This is a genomic window from Caldisalinibacter kiritimatiensis (assembly GCF_000387765.1).
GTDB lineage: Bacteria > Bacillota > Clostridia > Tissierellales > Caldisalinibacteraceae > Caldisalinibacter > Caldisalinibacter kiritimatiensis.
The window spans coordinates 33,215-50,412 of sequence record NZ_ARZA01000269.1 but is presented as its reverse complement, the minus strand read 5'-3'; the positions used below and the strand labels follow the sequence as shown (position 1 = coordinate 50,412).

The 17,198-nt window shown below is 27.8% G+C and carries 18 protein-coding genes and 1 other annotated feature (1 of these 19 cut by a window edge); of the genes, 5 read left to right on the top strand and 13 right to left on the bottom strand.

The features are described from left to right. From L21TH_RS12495 to L21TH_RS12485, 4 genes are all read right to left on the bottom strand, one after another. Nucleotides 1–1,483, bottom strand: a 1,483-nt coding sequence (locus tag L21TH_RS12495) for an HsdM family class I SAM-dependent methyltransferase (RefSeq protein ID WP_034430152.1), incomplete at its 3' end; no start/stop codon positions are given. Nucleotides 1,484–1,492: 9 nt separating this feature from the next. Further along, the gene (locus L21TH_RS14720) at nucleotides 1,493–1,633 is read right to left on the bottom strand and encodes a hypothetical protein (RefSeq protein ID WP_006317077.1); all 141 of its coding nucleotides are present in this window, start codon (nucleotides 1,631–1,633) and stop codon (nucleotides 1,493–1,495) included. A 147-nt stretch (nucleotides 1,634–1,780) separates the two neighbouring features. Next, nucleotides 1,781–2,455: a single-stranded DNA-binding protein gene (locus L21TH_RS12490; RefSeq protein WP_006317076.1), complete on the bottom strand. Its 675-nt coding sequence runs from the start codon at nucleotides 2,453–2,455 to the stop codon at nucleotides 1,781–1,783. 255 nt (nucleotides 2,456–2,710) lie between these two features. After that, a complete protein-coding gene (locus tag L21TH_RS12485; RefSeq protein ID WP_006317075.1) occupies nucleotides 2,711–4,141 on the bottom strand; it encodes a Mur ligase family protein in 1,431 nt (476 codons plus the stop codon). A gap of 150 nt (nucleotides 4,142–4,291) precedes the next feature. On the opposite strand from L21TH_RS12485, the gene L21TH_RS14385 reads away from it, so the two are divergent. Then, entirely contained in the window at nucleotides 4,292–4,447 is a 156-nt protein-coding gene (locus L21TH_RS14385; protein ID WP_006317074.1) for a hypothetical protein, read from the top strand. A gap of 25 nt (nucleotides 4,448–4,472) precedes the next feature. On the opposite strand, the gene L21TH_RS15175 is transcribed toward L21TH_RS14385, so the two are convergent. Continuing rightward, complete coding sequence (locus L21TH_RS15175; RefSeq protein WP_006317073.1) at nucleotides 4,473–5,069, bottom strand: cell wall hydrolase; 597 nt, start codon at nucleotides 5,067–5,069, stop codon at nucleotides 4,473–4,475. A 183-nt stretch (nucleotides 5,070–5,252) separates the two neighbouring features. After that, nucleotides 5,253–6,026 carry a polysaccharide deacetylase family sporulation protein PdaB gene (gene pdaB, locus L21TH_RS12475; protein ID WP_006317072.1) on the bottom strand — a complete coding sequence of 258 codons (774 nt, stop codon included), beginning with the start codon at nucleotides 6,024–6,026 and terminating at the stop codon, nucleotides 5,253–5,255. 154 nt (nucleotides 6,027–6,180) lie between these two features. On the opposite strand from pdaB, the gene L21TH_RS12470 reads away from it, so the two are divergent. Continuing rightward, nucleotides 6,181–7,089, top strand: a complete 909-nt coding sequence (locus L21TH_RS12470; protein ID WP_034430174.1) for a Na/Pi cotransporter family protein — start codon at nucleotides 6,181–6,183, stop codon at nucleotides 7,087–7,089. A gap of 30 nt (nucleotides 7,090–7,119) precedes the next feature. On the opposite strand, the gene L21TH_RS12465 is transcribed toward L21TH_RS12470, so the two are convergent. Then, the gene (locus tag L21TH_RS12465; RefSeq protein WP_006317070.1) at nucleotides 7,120–8,256 is read right to left on the bottom strand and encodes a polysaccharide deacetylase family protein; all 1,137 of its coding nucleotides are present in this window, start codon (nucleotides 8,254–8,256) and stop codon (nucleotides 7,120–7,122) included. Nucleotides 8,257–8,425: 169 nt separating this feature from the next. Between L21TH_RS12465 and L21TH_RS12460 the strand changes: the two genes are divergently transcribed. From L21TH_RS12460 to L21TH_RS12450, 3 genes are all read left to right on the top strand, one after another. After that, on the top strand, nucleotides 8,426–8,614 hold the full coding sequence (locus L21TH_RS12460) for a hypothetical protein (protein WP_034430150.1): 189 nt from the start codon (nucleotides 8,426–8,428) through the stop codon (nucleotides 8,612–8,614). A 193-nt stretch (nucleotides 8,615–8,807) separates the two neighbouring features. Continuing rightward, complete coding sequence (locus L21TH_RS12455) at nucleotides 8,808–9,014, top strand: alpha/beta-type small acid-soluble spore protein (protein WP_006317069.1); 207 nt, start codon at nucleotides 8,808–8,810, stop codon at nucleotides 9,012–9,014. A 96-nt stretch (nucleotides 9,015–9,110) separates the two neighbouring features. Next, nucleotides 9,111–9,641, top strand: coding sequence for a DUF4364 family protein (locus tag L21TH_RS12450; protein WP_006317066.1), 531 nt, complete (start codon nucleotides 9,111–9,113; stop codon nucleotides 9,639–9,641). Nucleotides 9,642–9,667: 26 nt separating this feature from the next. Here L21TH_RS12450 and L21TH_RS12445 read toward each other — a convergent pair whose 3' ends face one another. The 6 genes from L21TH_RS12445 to L21TH_RS14380 all read right to left on the bottom strand — a co-directional run bounded on the left by L21TH_RS12445 (nucleotide 9,668) and on the right by L21TH_RS14380 (nucleotide 17,158). Next, entirely contained in the window at nucleotides 9,668–10,603 is a 936-nt protein-coding gene (locus tag L21TH_RS12445) for a YncE family protein (protein ID WP_006317065.1), read from the bottom strand. A gap of 79 nt (nucleotides 10,604–10,682) precedes the next feature. Further along, entirely contained in the window at nucleotides 10,683–10,901 is a 219-nt protein-coding gene (locus L21TH_RS12440; protein WP_006317063.1) for a hypothetical protein, read from the bottom strand. Nucleotides 10,902–10,958: 57 nt separating this feature from the next. Further along, on the bottom strand, nucleotides 10,959–12,254 hold the full coding sequence (locus L21TH_RS12435; protein ID WP_006317061.1) for a bifunctional folylpolyglutamate synthase/dihydrofolate synthase: 1,296 nt from the start codon (nucleotides 12,252–12,254) through the stop codon (nucleotides 10,959–10,961). 144 nt (nucleotides 12,255–12,398) lie between these two features. After that, nucleotides 12,399–14,069: a hypothetical protein gene (locus L21TH_RS12430; RefSeq protein WP_006317056.1), complete on the bottom strand. Its 1,671-nt coding sequence runs from the start codon at nucleotides 14,067–14,069 to the stop codon at nucleotides 12,399–12,401. 229 nt (nucleotides 14,070–14,298) lie between these two features. Further along, nucleotides 14,299–16,947, bottom strand: coding sequence for a valine--tRNA ligase (locus L21TH_RS12425; protein ID WP_006317054.1), 2,649 nt, complete (start codon nucleotides 16,945–16,947; stop codon nucleotides 14,299–14,301). A gap of 40 nt (nucleotides 16,948–16,987) precedes the next feature. Next, a complete protein-coding gene (locus tag L21TH_RS14380) occupies nucleotides 16,988–17,158 on the bottom strand; it encodes a hypothetical protein (RefSeq protein WP_006317047.1) in 171 nt (56 codons plus the stop codon). Nucleotides 17,159–17,195: 37 nt separating this feature from the next. After that, nucleotides 17,196–17,198, bottom strand: a binding site (T-box leader); it runs 224 nt beyond the window's last position.

The window sequence follows — 17,198 nt, the reverse complement described above, 5'->3', positions numbered from 1 at the left end:
TTTCATCATCATAAGCACATATAAATCTATCCGCTGTTTGCCTTATCAATATTTTTTCGTTATAGATAAACTCTTTTCTCATAAAAGTAGCATATTCACCTTTATCCCTGTTAATAAGTGATTTATCATCCTTTATATATAATCCACCCCATTGATAATAATAACTAAATACATTTTTTCCTTCTAAAACTTTTTTTGTATTCATATCATTTTCATTTCTTGTTAATAGCTTATTTCTTATATTACCTGTTGCAATTCCTGCTATGACTTCACATCTATCGTTTAAGTAAAGCTGGGTTGACTTATAAACTTTTTCCCTCATTTTAAATGTAATATTTGTAGAACCTATATCAAAAACATAATTTAATAAATTATAATAATACTTTTGTGGTATATATCTGTACTCCTTTTTGTATAAATCTTTTTCATGATTATAATGCAGTTCTTTACATTGTATCTCATGATTAGTATTAATACTCTTCTTTTTATCCACTGTTATAATAATCATATCCATACCCACGTTATTGAATATCTTATCTCCTAATTTAATTATTTCAATTATTTCCGTTTTATCCAATAATATTTTTCTAATTAATATGAAATTGTTATTAGTCAATAAGCTCCCCGGTACTATAAAAGATAATTTACCTTCATATTTCATCATATTTAAAGCTTTCTCAATAAATAAACTATAAATATCAAATCGTCCTGATGCTGTTGTATATTTCGATTTAAGATATTCTTTATCATAATACTTATTAATCTTCCTGTTTTCTAGATATGGAGGATTTCCTATTATTACATCAAATTTAATCTTATCTATATTATTCTCCTTTAGATAGTCATAACTATATATATTTAAGTTTATATCAAAACGTTCTTTATTTAATAATTCCATTATTTTTATCATTAACATATATTTACAATACTTAACAGCTACTTCGTCTATATCAGTAGCATACAATATTTTCTCCATTATTTCTTTTACTATATGCTCTTTAGTTAATTTAGTATTTTGAATATACCATTCATATAATACATCAAAAACATATAGTAGAAATGTCCCACAACCACATGATGGCTCTAATATCTTTAATGAACTTAAATCCTTCTTTGTTTTTATATAAGCATTCACACTATTAGCAACCATATATTTAACTATCCATTTCGGAGTATAATATATACTATATTTTTCTTTATTAATATCATTAGAAATAATGAACTCATATGCCGTAGGTATATAATATAAATCATCAAAATATTTTTTAGATAACTTACTTTGTAATATATATATAATTTTCTGAAAATCTTTTGTGTTAATATCATTATTATATAGTTCTTTAAGATAACGATGTGATAATTCATGGTTTTTCCAAATTAATACTATGTATGCATCCATAATTCCACTTTGTATAATTTTTTTATCATACTTATACTTAAATAAATCTAATATTTGGCCTACGGCATCATAAAATAAGTCCATATTTTTCACCTACTTAAGTAAATCTTTGATTTCTATATTCATCAAAATTTTCTTTATTTCTCTTAATTCAACTAGTATTTTATTCATAGTATATTGAATGCTTACTAAAATTATGAAAAATGCAACTACTCCTATAATTTTATAATCCATCAAATCCCTCCTATAAATACATATAAACTTAAGTCTCCTTAATTCTTTTTAATTAAATGCTGTTTTATAATTATTTATTCATATTTAATGATTGTTATATTTATTATACCAAAAATTAAGACCACCATAAGGTGGTCTAGTAAAACTTTACTCATTCTCATCTTTTTCAAGTCTGTTATTATCATTTTCTATATACTCTAATTTTGATATAGATACTTCATATGCTACTCTATTTTCAACTTCTCCATTATCTAATTTCTTTTGATACTCTCTACTTTGTATTCTTCCCCATAGTTTTATATGGTCACCAACTTTTAATTTTTCACAAAATCTTGCATTTCTTCCCCAAGCAATACAAGGAATATAATCTGATTTGTTATAAGGCCTATTCACTGCAATTAATAAATCTGTAATTTCTCTTCCAAAAGGAGTCGTTCTATAAACTGGATTTTTACATATATAACCATCTAAAAATATTTCATTAGGCTTTTTATATAACTGTTCCAATTCTTCTTCACTTGGTGGCACATAAGCATCCCTTGCAAACACAGTTAAAACTAGTTTGTTACTCCCATTGACGTATCTGTTGTACGACCTCAATTGTCCTTCAATTACTAAATCCATACCTGGCTTCACATCCATATTGACTAATAATCTCTCAGAAATAGTAACTGGAAGTACATCAGAATGCTCACTTAATCTTGGAACTTCAATGCAAAAGTTATAAAAGCCTTCACCATACATTTCATGGCTAAACTCCAGTTCATCGACTACCTTTCCAACAATAGTTACACTATTAGTTTGAATTACTTTATCAACCATAATGTCCCCACACTCCCCTTCCTATTCTTATGTTCTTTTTAACCAATCTACAATTATACATATTCATGTACAAGTAATATTATGATGATTTTGTACCAATATTTTTATATTTTTTTACAGTGAAAAGTGACTATGGTTTTATCTTTAGTCTATTTAAATATTTGACATGAACAAAAAAATTCCTGCCATATTAAACAAAATTTTCAATATTTTTTACCAAAAAAATAAAAAAGCTAGCAATTCTAGCTTTTTTATTTATTGTACTATTTCGTTGTATAAAATCTCTCTTCCTTGATCCATACCTTGAGCTCCAAGCAACATAATAATATCATTTTCTCTCACTATATTTAATGCAGCTTTAATTGCTTCTTTTAAAGTATTATACACTTGAAATTCAATATTATTGTTTTTCAACTCATCACGGTAAGCTAAAAACTCATCTTCTTTTACTTCATCTTTATCTTTTACAACATCATTACTTAAAGTCAATATTAGTTTATTAACCCCTAGTATTGAAAACCACGTACTTAATACTTTAGCATTGTCTTTATTTATTTCAGTCCCTCTATTTCCTCTTATGGCATTTACTAAAATTAACTTATTATATTCCATACCTTGAATAGATTCGAAAACTGCCTCATAACTAGACGGATTATGACAAAAATCATCTATTACTAAGTATTTTCCTTCATATATTTTTTCTAACCTTCTATGAACTCCTTTAAATTCCTTTAATGCCTGAATAATTACATCTATATCTATTTCAAAGATTAAAGCAACTGATATAGCTGCTAGAGCATTATATATATTATGTTTACCTAATAAATGTAGTATTGCTTTAAATTCTAATGGCTCAACTGTATTACTTCTAATTGTTGTTAGACCTCTTTGCAGGCACACTGTAAAACTAATTGTATTACCAATCTCTAAACTAGATGCTGTAACTGTAGCTTTATTATTTAACCCATAAGTTAATATCAAAGGTCTAGTATTATCCTGTACTAATTTAACAGCATATTCATCATCTACGTTTAAAACTGCTATTTTATTATTTTCTAAATTATCAAATAACTTTTTCTTTGTTTTAATATAGTCATCAAATGTATGGTGTAAATTCATATGGTCCTTTTCTATATTTGTATGAACTGCTATATCAAATTTTAATCCAGATGTTCTACAAAACTTCAAACCATGGGAGGACACTTCCATTACTACAACCTCTATTCCTTGTTCCAACATGTTGTTAAGAATATCAAATAAAACCTCTGGTTCTGGCGTAGTTAGAGTTGGCGGAATGTATTCTTCATCAATTTTAGTTCCTATCGTACCTATTAATCCTGTCTTATAGCCTGCTTTTTTAAAAATTTTATAGATTAAATGAGTTGTTGTGGTTTTTCCATTGGTTCCAGTAACCCCTATTAACCTCATCTTTTCTGATGGAAAATCGTAAAACTCATTTAAAAGTTCAGATAACTTTTTCCTTGCATGCTCAACTTTTTTTACTGGCACTTTTTTATTTTTAACATCCTTTTCTGTATATATCAAGACTGCTCCTCTATCAATAGCTTCATCTATATAATCATTTCCATCCTTATTTTCTCCTTCAATTGCTACGAATACATAACCTTCTCTTACTTTTTTCGAATTACAAGTAATCCCCAAAATCTCTATACCATCAATTTTCATAGATTTTTTCTCCTCCGCATCCCTAATATATTTTTATGTTTTGTGTTATACCTTTTTTTTATGTATAATAAGTTTTTATATAAAGACTTGTTATTTATTACCATTATAAACTAAATATTTTTAGTAAACAATATGTTTGGGGTGATATTTATGAAAAATAAAATCTCAACAAATGCAAGAAGAGCATTACAAGATTTCAAAGAAGAGCTTGGTTTAGAAATGAAATTAGACTTAATAGATGAAAAAACATCCAAACAAAAAAGAAATGCTCAAGAAGATGCATCATCACATTTAGGTAGGTCATAAAAATAAGACCAGAATCAATCTGGTCTTATTTTGCAAATATATGATTTCCTATCTGTTTAATCTGTGGTCTTGTCCAAATCCAGGCCGAAGTTGATGTTCTAGGATTAAAGTAAAACAATGCTCCTTCACTTGGGTCCCAACCTTTAATAGCTAATTCAGCAGCCCTGTAAGATGTATTATTAGGTTCTAATTTAATTTGACCATCATGCACAGCTGTAAATGCATAAGGCTGATATACTACACCATGTACGGTATTTGGAAACTTTTCACTATTAACTCTATTCAAAATAACCGCACCAACAGCAACTTGTCCTTTAAAAGGTTCTCCTCTTGCTTCTGCATGTATTGTTTTAGCAAGAAGATATTTTTCATAGTTGCTATATCTCTTTCTTCCACTTATATATAATTTCTGACCTGGATATATTATATTACTCCAATAATTATTTTCTTTTTTTATTCTGTAAACAGTTGTACCATTTCTTTGAGCTATTCCCCATAATGAATCACCTTTTTTAACTGTATAAAAATAACCTGATGCATAAACTTTATTTGCAAAAACTGGTAGAAATATCATGGTGCAAACAAGTACTATTACTACTAATAGCCTCGAGTTTATTCTCACAATTATCTACCCCCAATGAAATTAAAAAATATGCTATTTTATTATATATTATGTAAACTAATTTTTCTAGCTTAATTTTAAAGCATTATTTTAATTTTTCTTTACTTTTCTCGATTATATTATGTAAACCTTTGTTGTTCTTAAATTTCTTATGCAAATTAAAAGAGAGTCTTTTAGACTCCCTTAGTTTACCTTCTTCTTTATTTGTTTTCCTGTATGGTCTATATAATAGTTATCTTTATAAATTAATTCTGATATTGGAACTATTTCATATCCCTCTGCTTTGAGTTTTTCTAATACAAGAGGTAAATATTCTGCTACATATTTGGCATTATTATGGAAAAGTACTATCGACCCGTTTTTAACATTTTTAGTAACTCTATCAACTACAGGTTCAACACCTAACTCTTTCCAATCTAAAGAATCTACATCCCACTGTATAACATAATAACCTGCTTCTTTGCATGCGTTTATAACTCTATCATTATAATCGCCAAAGGGTGGTCTGAATAAAACTGTTCGTTGTCCTGTCAATTCTTTTATTTTATTTTCAGTTTCCTTTAGCTCTTCTACAATTTGTTCTTTACTTAACTTTGTCATATGTGGATGATTTGAAGAATGATTCCCTATTTCATGACCACGTTTTTTTATTTCCTTCACCATGTCCGGGTATCTGTCAACCCAAAATCCAACTAAAAAGAAAGTAGTCTTAATATCATACTTATCTAAAATATCTAATATATCATCTGTTTTGTCTGCTCCCCACGCAGCATCAAAACTTATAGCTATCCTTTTTTCTTCTGTATCTACATAATATATCGGTAAACTTTTATCCCTTGAAAAAACCTGTGCAATTTCATACTCTTCAAAGTTTGTGTAAACTATAGAAACAGTTACTAAAATAGCTACTATTAAAACTTTTAATATTATGTCCCTACTAAAAAAATATATTTTCAAGATATTCCCTCCTAAATAATTTTTTTAATAATACATATATATTAATAATCCTTAAATTTTAGTAATCAAATAGGTATTATATAACAAAATATCGTCGTTAGGAGGAAATATTTTGTCAAAACTCTCAATTAACTCCTATTTATTAACTACTGTAATGTTTGCTTTTGGAATATCTCTTTTTCTTATTGGAGTCTATATAATGTCTTCAAGTTTTAAAAATATAGCCTCTAACAAACTAAGACAACACATAAACAAGATAACATCTAATAGAGCATTTGCAGTTATCATAGGTATAATTATAACTAGTCTTCTTCAAAGTAGTAGTGCAACTACTATTATAATAATATCTTTAGTACATGGTAAACTAATTAATATATATAATGCAGCTCCTATTATAATGGGAGCAAATATTGGAACTACTATTACTGGACAACTTATTTCATACAAAAACGATAGTATGGTCCCCTATTTATTAATAATTGGATTTCTACTGTTTATATCTCCTAGAAAAACCTCCAAAGTTTTAGGTAAAGTGTTAATGGGATTAGGCTTAATTTTTTGTGGAATTGAAATTCTATCTTATTCAATGTCACCTTTAAAGTCAGTAGATACATTTTTATTACTTATTAATAAAATTAACAAAAATAAATTATTAGGAGTATTAACAGGTGTTGTTACCACTTCTATAATTCAGAGTAGCAGTACAGGAGTTGCCATTCTACAATTAATGGCTTCTAAAGCTATTTTACCTGTACCAACTGCTATTAATATAATGCTTGGTCAAAATATTGGTACTTGTACTACAACTTTAGTTGGTAGTCTAGCTACAAATCGTATTGGAAAACAAACTGCTATAATACACCTTATATTTAATCTTTTAGGAGTAGTAATTTTCTTTTATTTTACAGATTATCTTTTTTATATCGTATATAAATTATCTCCTGCAGATGCAGCTAAGCAAATAGCTAATGCACACACTATTTTTAACACTGTAACTACTATTATTTTATTACCTTTTTCATCTTTAATAGTTAAAATTTCAAAGTTTATAGTAAAAGAATAAAAAGCAGCCAAGCTGCTTTTTATTAACCTGTTAATATATATACAATTCTTTTTCATCTACTTTTTCATTATCTATTCTATCTTCAAATTTTTTTGGAACAGTAATTATATTAGCATTTCCATCACTTATAAACCTTTCCTCAGGATTGTTATCAAAATACTCTAACCAATCATATAATCCTAATCCTTGAACATTCATTTCGCTAGCTCTAACCCTAGGTAATGACGCCGGATTAAATCTTTTATCTATAGGCGAATATGCCGGATTGCTACCAACATTTAATATAGCAATATTTTCATATCTTTTTCCTTTATATTGACCTTTTTCTAAATACTTATAATATTCTTTTCTTGGCCTACTTCCATAGGGCAATGCTAAAGTATTTATTTTATAATCCTTTACTATATTTTCCAAGTAAATTGCATTTTTACCAATAGCTTCTTGGATTTCAGTAGGACCTAATTTAGTAAGATTTTCATGTCCATATGTATGATTCCCTATATGAAATCCGTTATCTATTAAATAATTAAGTTTATATTCTAATAACTTAGACTGTCTAAATGGGTTTGTACCATTTAGAAAAAAAGTAGCTGTAGCTGAAAAATCAGGATATTGTTTATTAAACTGCTCCATAATTCCAACTGCACAATTAGGGTCAATTGTCTTTTCTCCATCCTTACTTATGATATTAAAATTATTTCTATTTCCATCATCAAATGTGATTACAACAGGTGTACAACCAGCCTCAACATCTATATTGTTATTCACAAAATCTTTTAAACTAATAGCTCTATATCCTTTTTCGTAAAGAGTTTTTAAATCCTTTCTAAAATTTTCTGGAGTCCTAACCCAATCTGACTCCTTACTTCCTATGTTATGATACATCAATATCATTATTTTTCCTGCTTCATTTGGTTTTACAGATAAATCTATAGTACTTTTTAAATCCTTTTCTTCTTTTTCTTTATTCTGTTCTTTACTTTGTTCATTTTCTACTTTATCATGATTTTTTAAATCATTATCTTTTTCATGGTTGTTTTCTGTTTCGATGGCTTGTCCATCTTCTAAATTAGTTTTTTCATTTGTTACCTCAGTATAACTATTGCAACCTGTTAAAAATATAAATACCAAAAACACTACTAAAAATCTTTTTACATTTTGTATCATATATTTTTCATCCTTTCATTTTATTATACTTTAATTATATTTTAATTTTTTACAAAAATCTATTATACAAATATACTAATTTTTCACAGTATCCTAGATTTAGTATATGGAAATAATAAATTATGTAATCAGATGATAATATCTGTTTATATTTAAAGGAGTGTGTATTTTGTCTATAAGAAAAAGTAGATTTACAAATGTTAAAGGTAAGCAGGTTGAATACTCCGCTATAAACATAACTAATGATGAACGCCATTATCACCGAGAAGCAAAATCTCAAAAGACTCAATTAAACAGTGTGCATAAGCATGGTACTAGAGGAGATGTAAAAGTCCCTATTAAAGATAAATTAACTTAGTTTCATTATCCTGGAGAAAATCATATCTCCAGGATTTTTAAAAATTTCCTTAAATATTAATTATATGCTTAAACAGTATTATTTATTCATATTTTATTTTATTGCTAACATATTTGTTTTAAATATAGGTTATATTAATAATACAGTATCAAACATAGATGCTGTTTATAATATCTATTTGGGAGGGTATACAATGGCTAGAAGAGGTAATAGAATAATTGTTCCTGAAGCTAGGCAAGCTCTTAACCAAATGAAAATAGAAATCGCCAATGAATTAGGATTATCTAACTATGAAAATATAGATAAAGGAAACTTAAGTTCTAGACAAAACGGTTATGTAGGTGGATATATGACTAAAAGGCTTGTTGAGCAAGCTGAAAGACAAATGTCAGGAAAATAATATAAAATATTTAAAAAAGGAGAAGTGATATTTTTATCACTTCTCCTTTTTTATATGGTATAATCTAATATAGGTAATAAAAAAGAAGGTGGTAAAATGTTTACAGATAATCCTAAAGAATTAGCACAACACAAATTACTACTTTTATATATTCTCGACAGAATTGATATACCAATGACTAATTCAGATATTACTCAACTTGTCTTAGAGAATAATTATATGAACTATTTTATGGTACAACAATTTCTTAGTGAGTTAGTAGCTTCAAAATTTCTTGAATTTACAACAAAGGATGGAAATGAATATTATCACTTATCAAAAGCAGGTAGTGAAACTCTTAACTTTTTCATTGATAGAATACCTAAAGAAGTAAAAGAAAAAATTGATACAATGACCGAAAAGAAAAAAGAAGAAATGATAAAAGAAACTCAAATAATCGGAAATTACTACAAAAAAAATGATGCTGAATACATTGTTAACTTAAAAGTAATTGAAAATGATATTACTTTGTTTAATCTGTCTTTAAACGTAGTATCAAATAAACAAGCCAAAATGATATGCAAAAAATGGAAAGAAAATCCTCAAGACATTTACAAAAAAATATTAGATTTACTTACTAATAATTAAAGAGGGACTTCAGTCCCTCTTCTGGTTTATACAATCAACATTCCTGCCGGTTCTATGCCTACCTTAATATTTTTTACTATTTCTTCTTTAGTTATATCAAATACTGTTAAGTAATTATTATATGCATTAGTTATATAAATTAAATCTCTACCATCCCATAACATAACATTAGGCATTCCTCCTAAGAAATACTTACCAATCACTCTATTATCATTTATATTAATTTTATATAAATATCCATCTTCTGCGTTAGTTGCATATAATACTTTTCCATTCGTCATAACTATCATATCTACAACTATTCCTTCTATATTTAATTTGTTGATAAGCTTATATGATTCTTTATTTAAGATAGTTATGCTACTTTTTGATATTCCATTAATTCTAGATGATAAAATATATAATTTATGTTGCTTAATTATAATATGAAGAGGATTACTACTTAATCTAATCTCTTTTTCTTGAAAGTCATCTAATAAAATTACATGTAAACTATCTCCTTCATTATTAGTTATATATAGCTTATTATCCTCCTTATCTAACTTTATATCGTGTGGTTTGTCACTTACTGGAATATTAGCTACTAAGTTAAATTTATTTTTATCTATAATTGATACAGAATTTGAATCACTATTAGTAACAAATATTAAGTCTTCATTTATTTCCACATGGCTAGGACATGTACCTACATAAACTATGTCTTCAATCTCTTTATTTTCAATGTTTACTTTAAATAAGCTATTATGATAAGAGTTTACTGAATAAACTATATTACACTCATCTGATACTATACAATGGGGTCCTATACGTGTACCATTTATATATAAATTTTTATTTTTAAAATTTCTTGCCATAGGTCCTAGTGAAATTGTATCTATAACAGATAAACTCTTTATATCTAAAATAGATAAAGAGTCATCCCCCATATTTGCTACTATTAACCTCCCCTTACAAGTACACATCTATATCACCTCTAAGTGCTATTACCTATAATCTAGTTTATGCAGCATTTCTTGTAAGGTGAGTATTCAAAGAAATTTATTAAACAAATATTCTATTAATAAAACTTGCTCTATCTATTTTTAATCCTCTATTCTTTATTTCTCTAATCATTTCATTTAGCTCCATAGCTACTTCCCAATATTCTATATATTTATTATCATTAGATAATTGTCTAAGATTTAATATCTTTTGATACGCAATATTTAAAAGTTCATCATCACTTAACCCTTTATAGGGGGTAAAATCGATTATAGACATAAAAATCCTCCCTATGAATATATATTATTAGTTTATTCAATAAGGAGAAAATAATAACTATTTATTTTTTATATATTTTCTTACATCACCTATTAAATACAGTGAACCTGAAAATACAATCAAATCTTTTTTGTCTGCCATATCAAATGCTCTATCTATTGCACTTTCTAATTTATTCTTTATAATTATATTCTCATTGTATTCTCTTACACTTTCAGCTAATTCTTCTGCTTTTAGTGTTCTAGGACTATTTGCTTCAGTTACAATAACTTGGTCAGCCAATGGAGCTAAGTTTTGTATAATATATTCTACTTCTTTATCTCTCAAAATTCCCATACCTAAAATTAATCTATCATATTTAAATAATTCTGTAATAGCCTTTTTTAAACTCTCAGAACCTTGACGATTATGAGCTCCATCTATGACAAAGGTAGGATTTTGCATTAATACTTCTAATCTACCTTTCCATTTAGTATTTTCTAATCCTTTTATAATTGAATTATATGATATATTAACTAACCCCTTTTCTTTAAGCTCTAAAATTGTAATCAGAGCAACAATCGCATTATTTATTTGATGTCTTCCTAAAAGTCTTATATTCAAACGCTTAAAGTTATTGTTTCTATATTTAAAGCTAAACTCACTTCCTGTTGAGCTTATATTTTCAATCCTAGCATTATTGATTGGTGCTATGATAATTTCTGAACTTTTTTCTTTAGCAACTTTCTTTATAACCTCTATAGCTTCATTTTCCTGAGGATGGCAAATTACAATACTATTGTCTTTAATAATACCTGCCTTTTCATATGCAATTTTACCTAAAGTATCTCCAAGTATATGCATATGGTCTAATGAAATAGGAGTAATCACTGAAGCTAAAGGAGTATCTATTATATTAGTGGAATCATATCTACCTCCAAGACCAACCTCTAATACTACATAATCTACTTTCTGTTTTTTATAATACATAAAAGCTATAGCAGTAACTATTTCAAATTCTGTAGGATGATTATATCCTTTTCGTAACATTGCTTTTACTTTATCTTTAACCATCTCCGTTATTTCAGCAAGTTCTTCTTCCTTTATATATTCCCCGTTAATTCTTATCCTTTCTGTGAACTTTTCTAAATAAGGAGAAGTAAATAAACCTACCTTAAAATTTCCTTCTTTAAGAATACTAGCAATAAAAGATGAAGTAGAACCTTTTCCATTTGTCCCTGCTATATGTATAATTTTTAATTCTTTATGAGGATTGCCTAACAACTCTAGTAATTTTCTTATATTTTCTAGCCCTAATTTACTTCCAAATTTTCTAGTACTGTGAATATATTCAAGTGCTTCATTATACTTCATATTCTCACTCCTGATACTTAGTATATTCTATATTTTATAATTACTAATTAAATAAAACAAGAAAAACTTAAAGATAGCAGCTATAAAGCTGCCATCCCAAAATGTTCTACCTCTTAATTTATTTTATTCATTCACATCTATATACTATTTAATAAACAAATATGGAGCATAAATATAATTTGCAAATACATAACTAAAAGCCCAAAATACTAAATACATACGAGATAATGAAGCATCATTGTATTCATTCTTATATATTTTCATAACTAAATATCCTAGTATAGTCATAATAATAGGAATAATGACTTTTAGTCCTGTATATTTGAGTAACTCTGGAAAATAAATTATCTTATCATATGTATAAAATGAATTCACGTACAATATCTGACATATAAAGTTCAGAACTATACCTGGTATAATAGCCACTTTAGGTTTTTCTTCAAAATAGCTAGAGAAAAAGAATATTATTCCCAACCATATTAGCACTGGTAGTGAATTTAATAATTGAGATGCTCCTAATAACAAGAATAGATATGAAAATACAGGTATTTCTCTATAAATTGCTATTTTCAAATCCTTTAACTCAAATTTATTTAATATATCAAACGCCATTTTATTATTGGTTGCACCTTTAATCATTGAACCTTTCCCAAACCCATTTGGTTCAAGCCAAAAAATATGTTTTATACTCCCATTATCAATTAAAGATAACTGGTGTGACCATGAATTTGTATTTGTCATAAGTTCTATATTTTTTATTTCATTCCCATTTAAAGTCATTTTTATTCCATTTGAATTAACATTATATATATCTAAATCAGTATTTGCAGTAGTAAAAACTTTTAAGTTCTCGGTATGTGAATTAGCTAATATCGGTACACTAGTAAAAACTTTGTCTGTATATCTTTTATAAGCTTTAATCTCCATTCTTTCAAGCTGAGTATTATTGTTTCTATTATAACCGTCAATAATGTATTTATATGTCCTTTCTCCTTGAACTTGCATTATCGTAAAAGAATAAACAAAATCTTTGTCAACACCTAATATTATATCCTCTATATCTACCTGTGTATTTGTAGATATAGAACCTATTCGCTGTATACCTATTATTCTTTCATTAGAATATTCAGCTATATTAACCTGTTTTTTAAAGCTATCTTTTCTTTCCTCATTAACTATTTGTAAATATAATTTATCATTATGCCTTATTAAATTTGTCATTTGAACATTCTTAATATCTTTAGGAGTATCAATTTTTTGTTTATGATTATTTTTTATTTTATAAACTTCTACTTCTTCATCTAAATTTATTAATGCAATATAATAAACATTGTCCTTATTAACCACACTAAACCCTTTTACACCTTCAAATATTTTTCTACTATTAATAATACTCTTAAATTCTTCGTCAAACTCTGAAATGTATAAATTGTTATTACTATAATTTCTCCAAAAAATATATTTGTTTTTGAAAACAAAATCATTCTTTTTAACTTTATTAAAATTAAACATCTCAAAACCAACTTCATATGTATCAATAACATTCAACTTTTCATCTACTTTAGTAACTCCTAATACTTTCTTACCATCCTTAACTGGGTACACTAATATTCCAATATCTTTAGTTATAAACTGTGCAGAAACTGGTCTATTAAAAGTAGTAACGCTTAAATCAACACCTTTACTCCAACTTTCAGATGGTTGTTTTAATATTATCTGAATATTGAATAATACATGTAATATGAATATTATAGCTAAAGTTATTATAAAAAATGATATAGTCTTCTTAAGGCTTTTTTTATTATCATTTCCCATTTTTATTCCCCCCTTATAGATATATTAGCACTTTTCTGAATGTTTTGATATTATATGCCTGATATTTTTTATTAAATTTTGTTAATAAAAAAGTCTTCCATTAAAATGGAAGATTCTCTAGGTTGACTTTTTTGAAACACATAACGGAAATTATATTTTATCCGCAAATTTAATTTGATTATAATTTCCTATGTGTTATAAAAAAGGGCCTGTGCTTAGGCCCTATTCCTTATCTGTTTTTTAAATTATTCAATCTTTCTAATACTTTATCCATCATCTGCTGATACTTAACCTTTTTCTCTCTTTCTGCATTAACAACATGCTCAGGAGCTTTATTTACAAATCCTTCATTTGATAGCTTTTTATTTACTCTATCTAATTCTTTATCTAATCTTTCCTTCTCTTTCTCTAATCTTTCAATTTCTTTTTTTATATCTACTAATTCTTCTAATGGTAAGAATATCTGACAGCTTTCTACTACTGCAGACATAGCGTCTTCACCAATATTGTCTTTGTTTTCTTTAACCTCTATTTGTGAAGCAGATGCTAGATTTACAAAGAATTCTTCTCCTTTTAATAGAGTATCTTTTATTTCTTCATTAGTTGTTACAAAAATCACTTTTGCCTTCTTAGAAGGTACTACATTCATTTCTGCTCTGATGTTTCTTATGCTCTTAATAGCCTCCATTACAAAACTAATTCTTCTTACTGAATCTTCATAGTTGTTTTCTTCTTTATGCTTTGGCCATTCTGAAACTATTAAACTCTTTTCAGTTCCAGGAAGATGATTCCATATTTCTTCAGTTATAAACGGCATAAATGGATGAAGTAGTTTTAATATATCTTTTAATACTGTTAATAATACATATCTAGCTGTATTCTTTTCATTTTCGTCTTCTCCATATAGCCTTGTTTTTACCATCTCGATGTACCAGTCACAGTATTCATTCCACGTAAAGTCATATATTTTTTGAGCTGTCATACCTAATTCGTATTTTCTTAAATTTTCAGTTACTTCTTTAACTACGTCGTTTATTCTTGAAATAATCCATTTATCTTCTTCTCTTAATAACTCTTTAGCTTCTTCTTCACTAATTATTTCGTCTCCTAGATTCATAATAACAAATCTTGTTGCATTCCATAACTTATTAGCAAAGTTTCTACTTGCCTCTACCCTTTCCATATGGAATCTCATATCATTACCTGGTGTATTTCCTGTAACTAACGTAAATCTTAATGCGTCTGAGCCATATTTATCTATTATTTCAAGTGGGTCTATTCCATTGCCAAGTGACTTACTCATTTTTCTACCTTGCGCATCCCTAACTAGTCCATTTATTACTACATCATTAAATGGTACTTCTCCCATGTGTTCTAATCCTGAAAATACCATTCTTATAACCCAGAAGAATATAATATCATATCCTGTAACTAATACATCTGTAGGATAGAAGTATTTAAGTTCTTCTGTCTCTTCTGGCCAACCTAATGTAGAAAATGGCCACAATGCAGATGAGAACCAAGTATCCAATGTATCTGGGTCCTGCTTAATATTTGTGCTTTCACAGTTACTACATTTTTCAGGAGTTTCTCTTGACACTATAACTTCATCACAATCTTGACAATAGTAAACTGGTAATCTATGTCCCCACCATAATTGTCTTGATATACACCAGTCTCTTATGTTTTCTAGCCAGTGCATATAAATTTTCCCGAATCTTTCTGGCACAAATTTAACTTTTCCCTCTTTATATGCTTTCATAGCTGGTTCAGCTAATGTTTTCATTGATACGAACCATTGCTTAGATATAATAGGCTCTACAACTGTCTTACATCTCTCACAATGTCCAACATTATGAGTATGGTCTTCTATTTTAACTAAATAACCTTGTTCATCTAAATCATTAACAATTTGTTTTCTAGCTTCATATCTATCTAATCCTTGATACTTACCACCATGCTCATTTATTGATGCGTCATCATTCATAACTTTTAATTGCCCTAAATTATGTCTTGCTCCTACTTCAAAGTCATTTGGGTCATGGGATGGAGTTATCTTTACTGCTCCTGTACCAAATTCCATCTCAACATATTCATCTGCAATTATAGGTATTTCTCTATTAACTAATGGTAATACAACTTTTTTACCTATTAAATGTTTATATCTTTCATCCTCTGGATGTACTGCTACAGCAAGGTCTCCAAGCATAGTTTCAGGTCTAGTAGTTGCTATTACTATATATTCGTCACTATCTTTAACTGGATATTTTATATGCCATAACTTACCCTGCTTCTCTTCGTGCTCAACCTCAGCATCCGATAGAGCTGTTCCGCAACTAGGACACCAGTTTATAATTCTATCTCCTCTGTAAATTAACCCTTTTTCATATAATCTGATGAAAACTTCTTCAACAGCTTTACTTAACCCTTTGTCTAAAGTAAATCTTTCTTTTGTCCAGTCACAAGAAACGCCTAGTTTTTTAAGCTGGTTTCTTATATTCCCACCATACTCTTCTGTCCAAGCCCAGGCTTCTTCTAGGAATTTTTCTCTCCCTAATTCTTTTTTACTCTTGCCTTCAGACTCTATTTTAGCCACAACCTTAGCCTCTGTTGAAATACTCGCATGGTCAGTTCCTGGAAGCCATAGAGTCTCATAACCTTCCATTCTCTTCCATCTAATTAGGGTATCCTGTATTGTATTATTAAGGGCATGACCCATATGAAGTTTACCTGTTACATTTGGTGGTGGCATCATTATAGTAAAAGGTTCTTTCTCTTCATTTGGTTCTGCTTTAAAATATCCATTTTCATTCCAATATTTATATATTCTCTCTTCAAATTCCTTAGGATTATACTTTTTAGCTAAGTTTTTTCCCACTACTTATCCCTCCTATCAATTTTTGTTTGTAACTTAATAACTATTTACCATAAAACATTAATATTGCTCCTATTACAGCCATTAATAAACCTATGGATTTAACTACTAACAATGATTTAAGTGAATTAATCTTTCCTTTTCTATACTGTATATCTGAACCAAACACTATAAACCCACTTAAAACAAACATAAACGCCCCTATGTTAAACATATACCTCAGCCTCCCAATAAAAAAAACCCTTCATCCAGTT

Excerpts from the sequence above, each read along its gene's own strand:
- L21TH_RS12470 (WP_034430174.1), top strand. The coding sequence starts at position 6,181 with ATGTTTGCTTTTGGAATATCTCTTTTTCTTATTGGAGTCTATATAATG.
- L21TH_RS12465 (WP_006317070.1), bottom strand. The coding sequence starts at position 8,256 with ATGATACAAAATGTAAAAAGATTTTTAGTAGTGTTTTTGGTATTTATA.
- L21TH_RS14720 (WP_006317077.1), bottom strand. The coding sequence starts at position 1,633 with ATGGATTATAAAATTATAGGAGTAGTTGCATTTTTCATAATTTTAGTA.
- L21TH_RS12450 (WP_006317066.1), top strand. The coding sequence starts at position 9,111 with ATGTTTACAGATAATCCTAAAGAATTAGCACAACACAAATTACTACTT.
- L21TH_RS12490 (WP_006317076.1), bottom strand. The coding sequence starts at position 2,455 with ATGGTTGATAAAGTAATTCAAACTAATAGTGTAACTATTGTTGGAAAG.
- L21TH_RS12435 (WP_006317061.1), bottom strand. The coding sequence starts at position 12,254 with ATGAAGTATAATGAAGCACTTGAATATATTCACAGTACTAGAAAATTT.
- L21TH_RS12440 (WP_006317063.1), bottom strand. The coding sequence starts at position 10,901 with ATGTCTATAATCGATTTTACCCCCTATAAAGGGTTAAGTGATGATGAA.
- L21TH_RS12455 (WP_006317069.1), top strand. The coding sequence starts at position 8,808 with ATGGCTAGAAGAGGTAATAGAATAATTGTTCCTGAAGCTAGGCAAGCT.
- L21TH_RS12485 (WP_006317075.1), bottom strand. The coding sequence starts at position 4,141 with ATGAAAATTGATGGTATAGAGATTTTGGGGATTACTTGTAATTCGAAA.
- L21TH_RS12430 (WP_006317056.1), bottom strand. The coding sequence starts at position 14,069 with ATGGGAAATGATAATAAAAAAAGCCTTAAGAAGACTATATCATTTTTT.
- L21TH_RS12445 (WP_006317065.1), bottom strand. The coding sequence starts at position 10,603 with ATGTGTACTTGTAAGGGGAGGTTAATAGTAGCAAATATGGGGGATGAC.
- L21TH_RS14385 (WP_006317074.1), top strand. The coding sequence starts at position 4,292 with ATGAAAAATAAAATCTCAACAAATGCAAGAAGAGCATTACAAGATTTC.
- L21TH_RS14380 (WP_006317047.1), bottom strand. The coding sequence starts at position 17,158 with ATGTTTAACATAGGGGCGTTTATGTTTGTTTTAAGTGGGTTTATAGTG.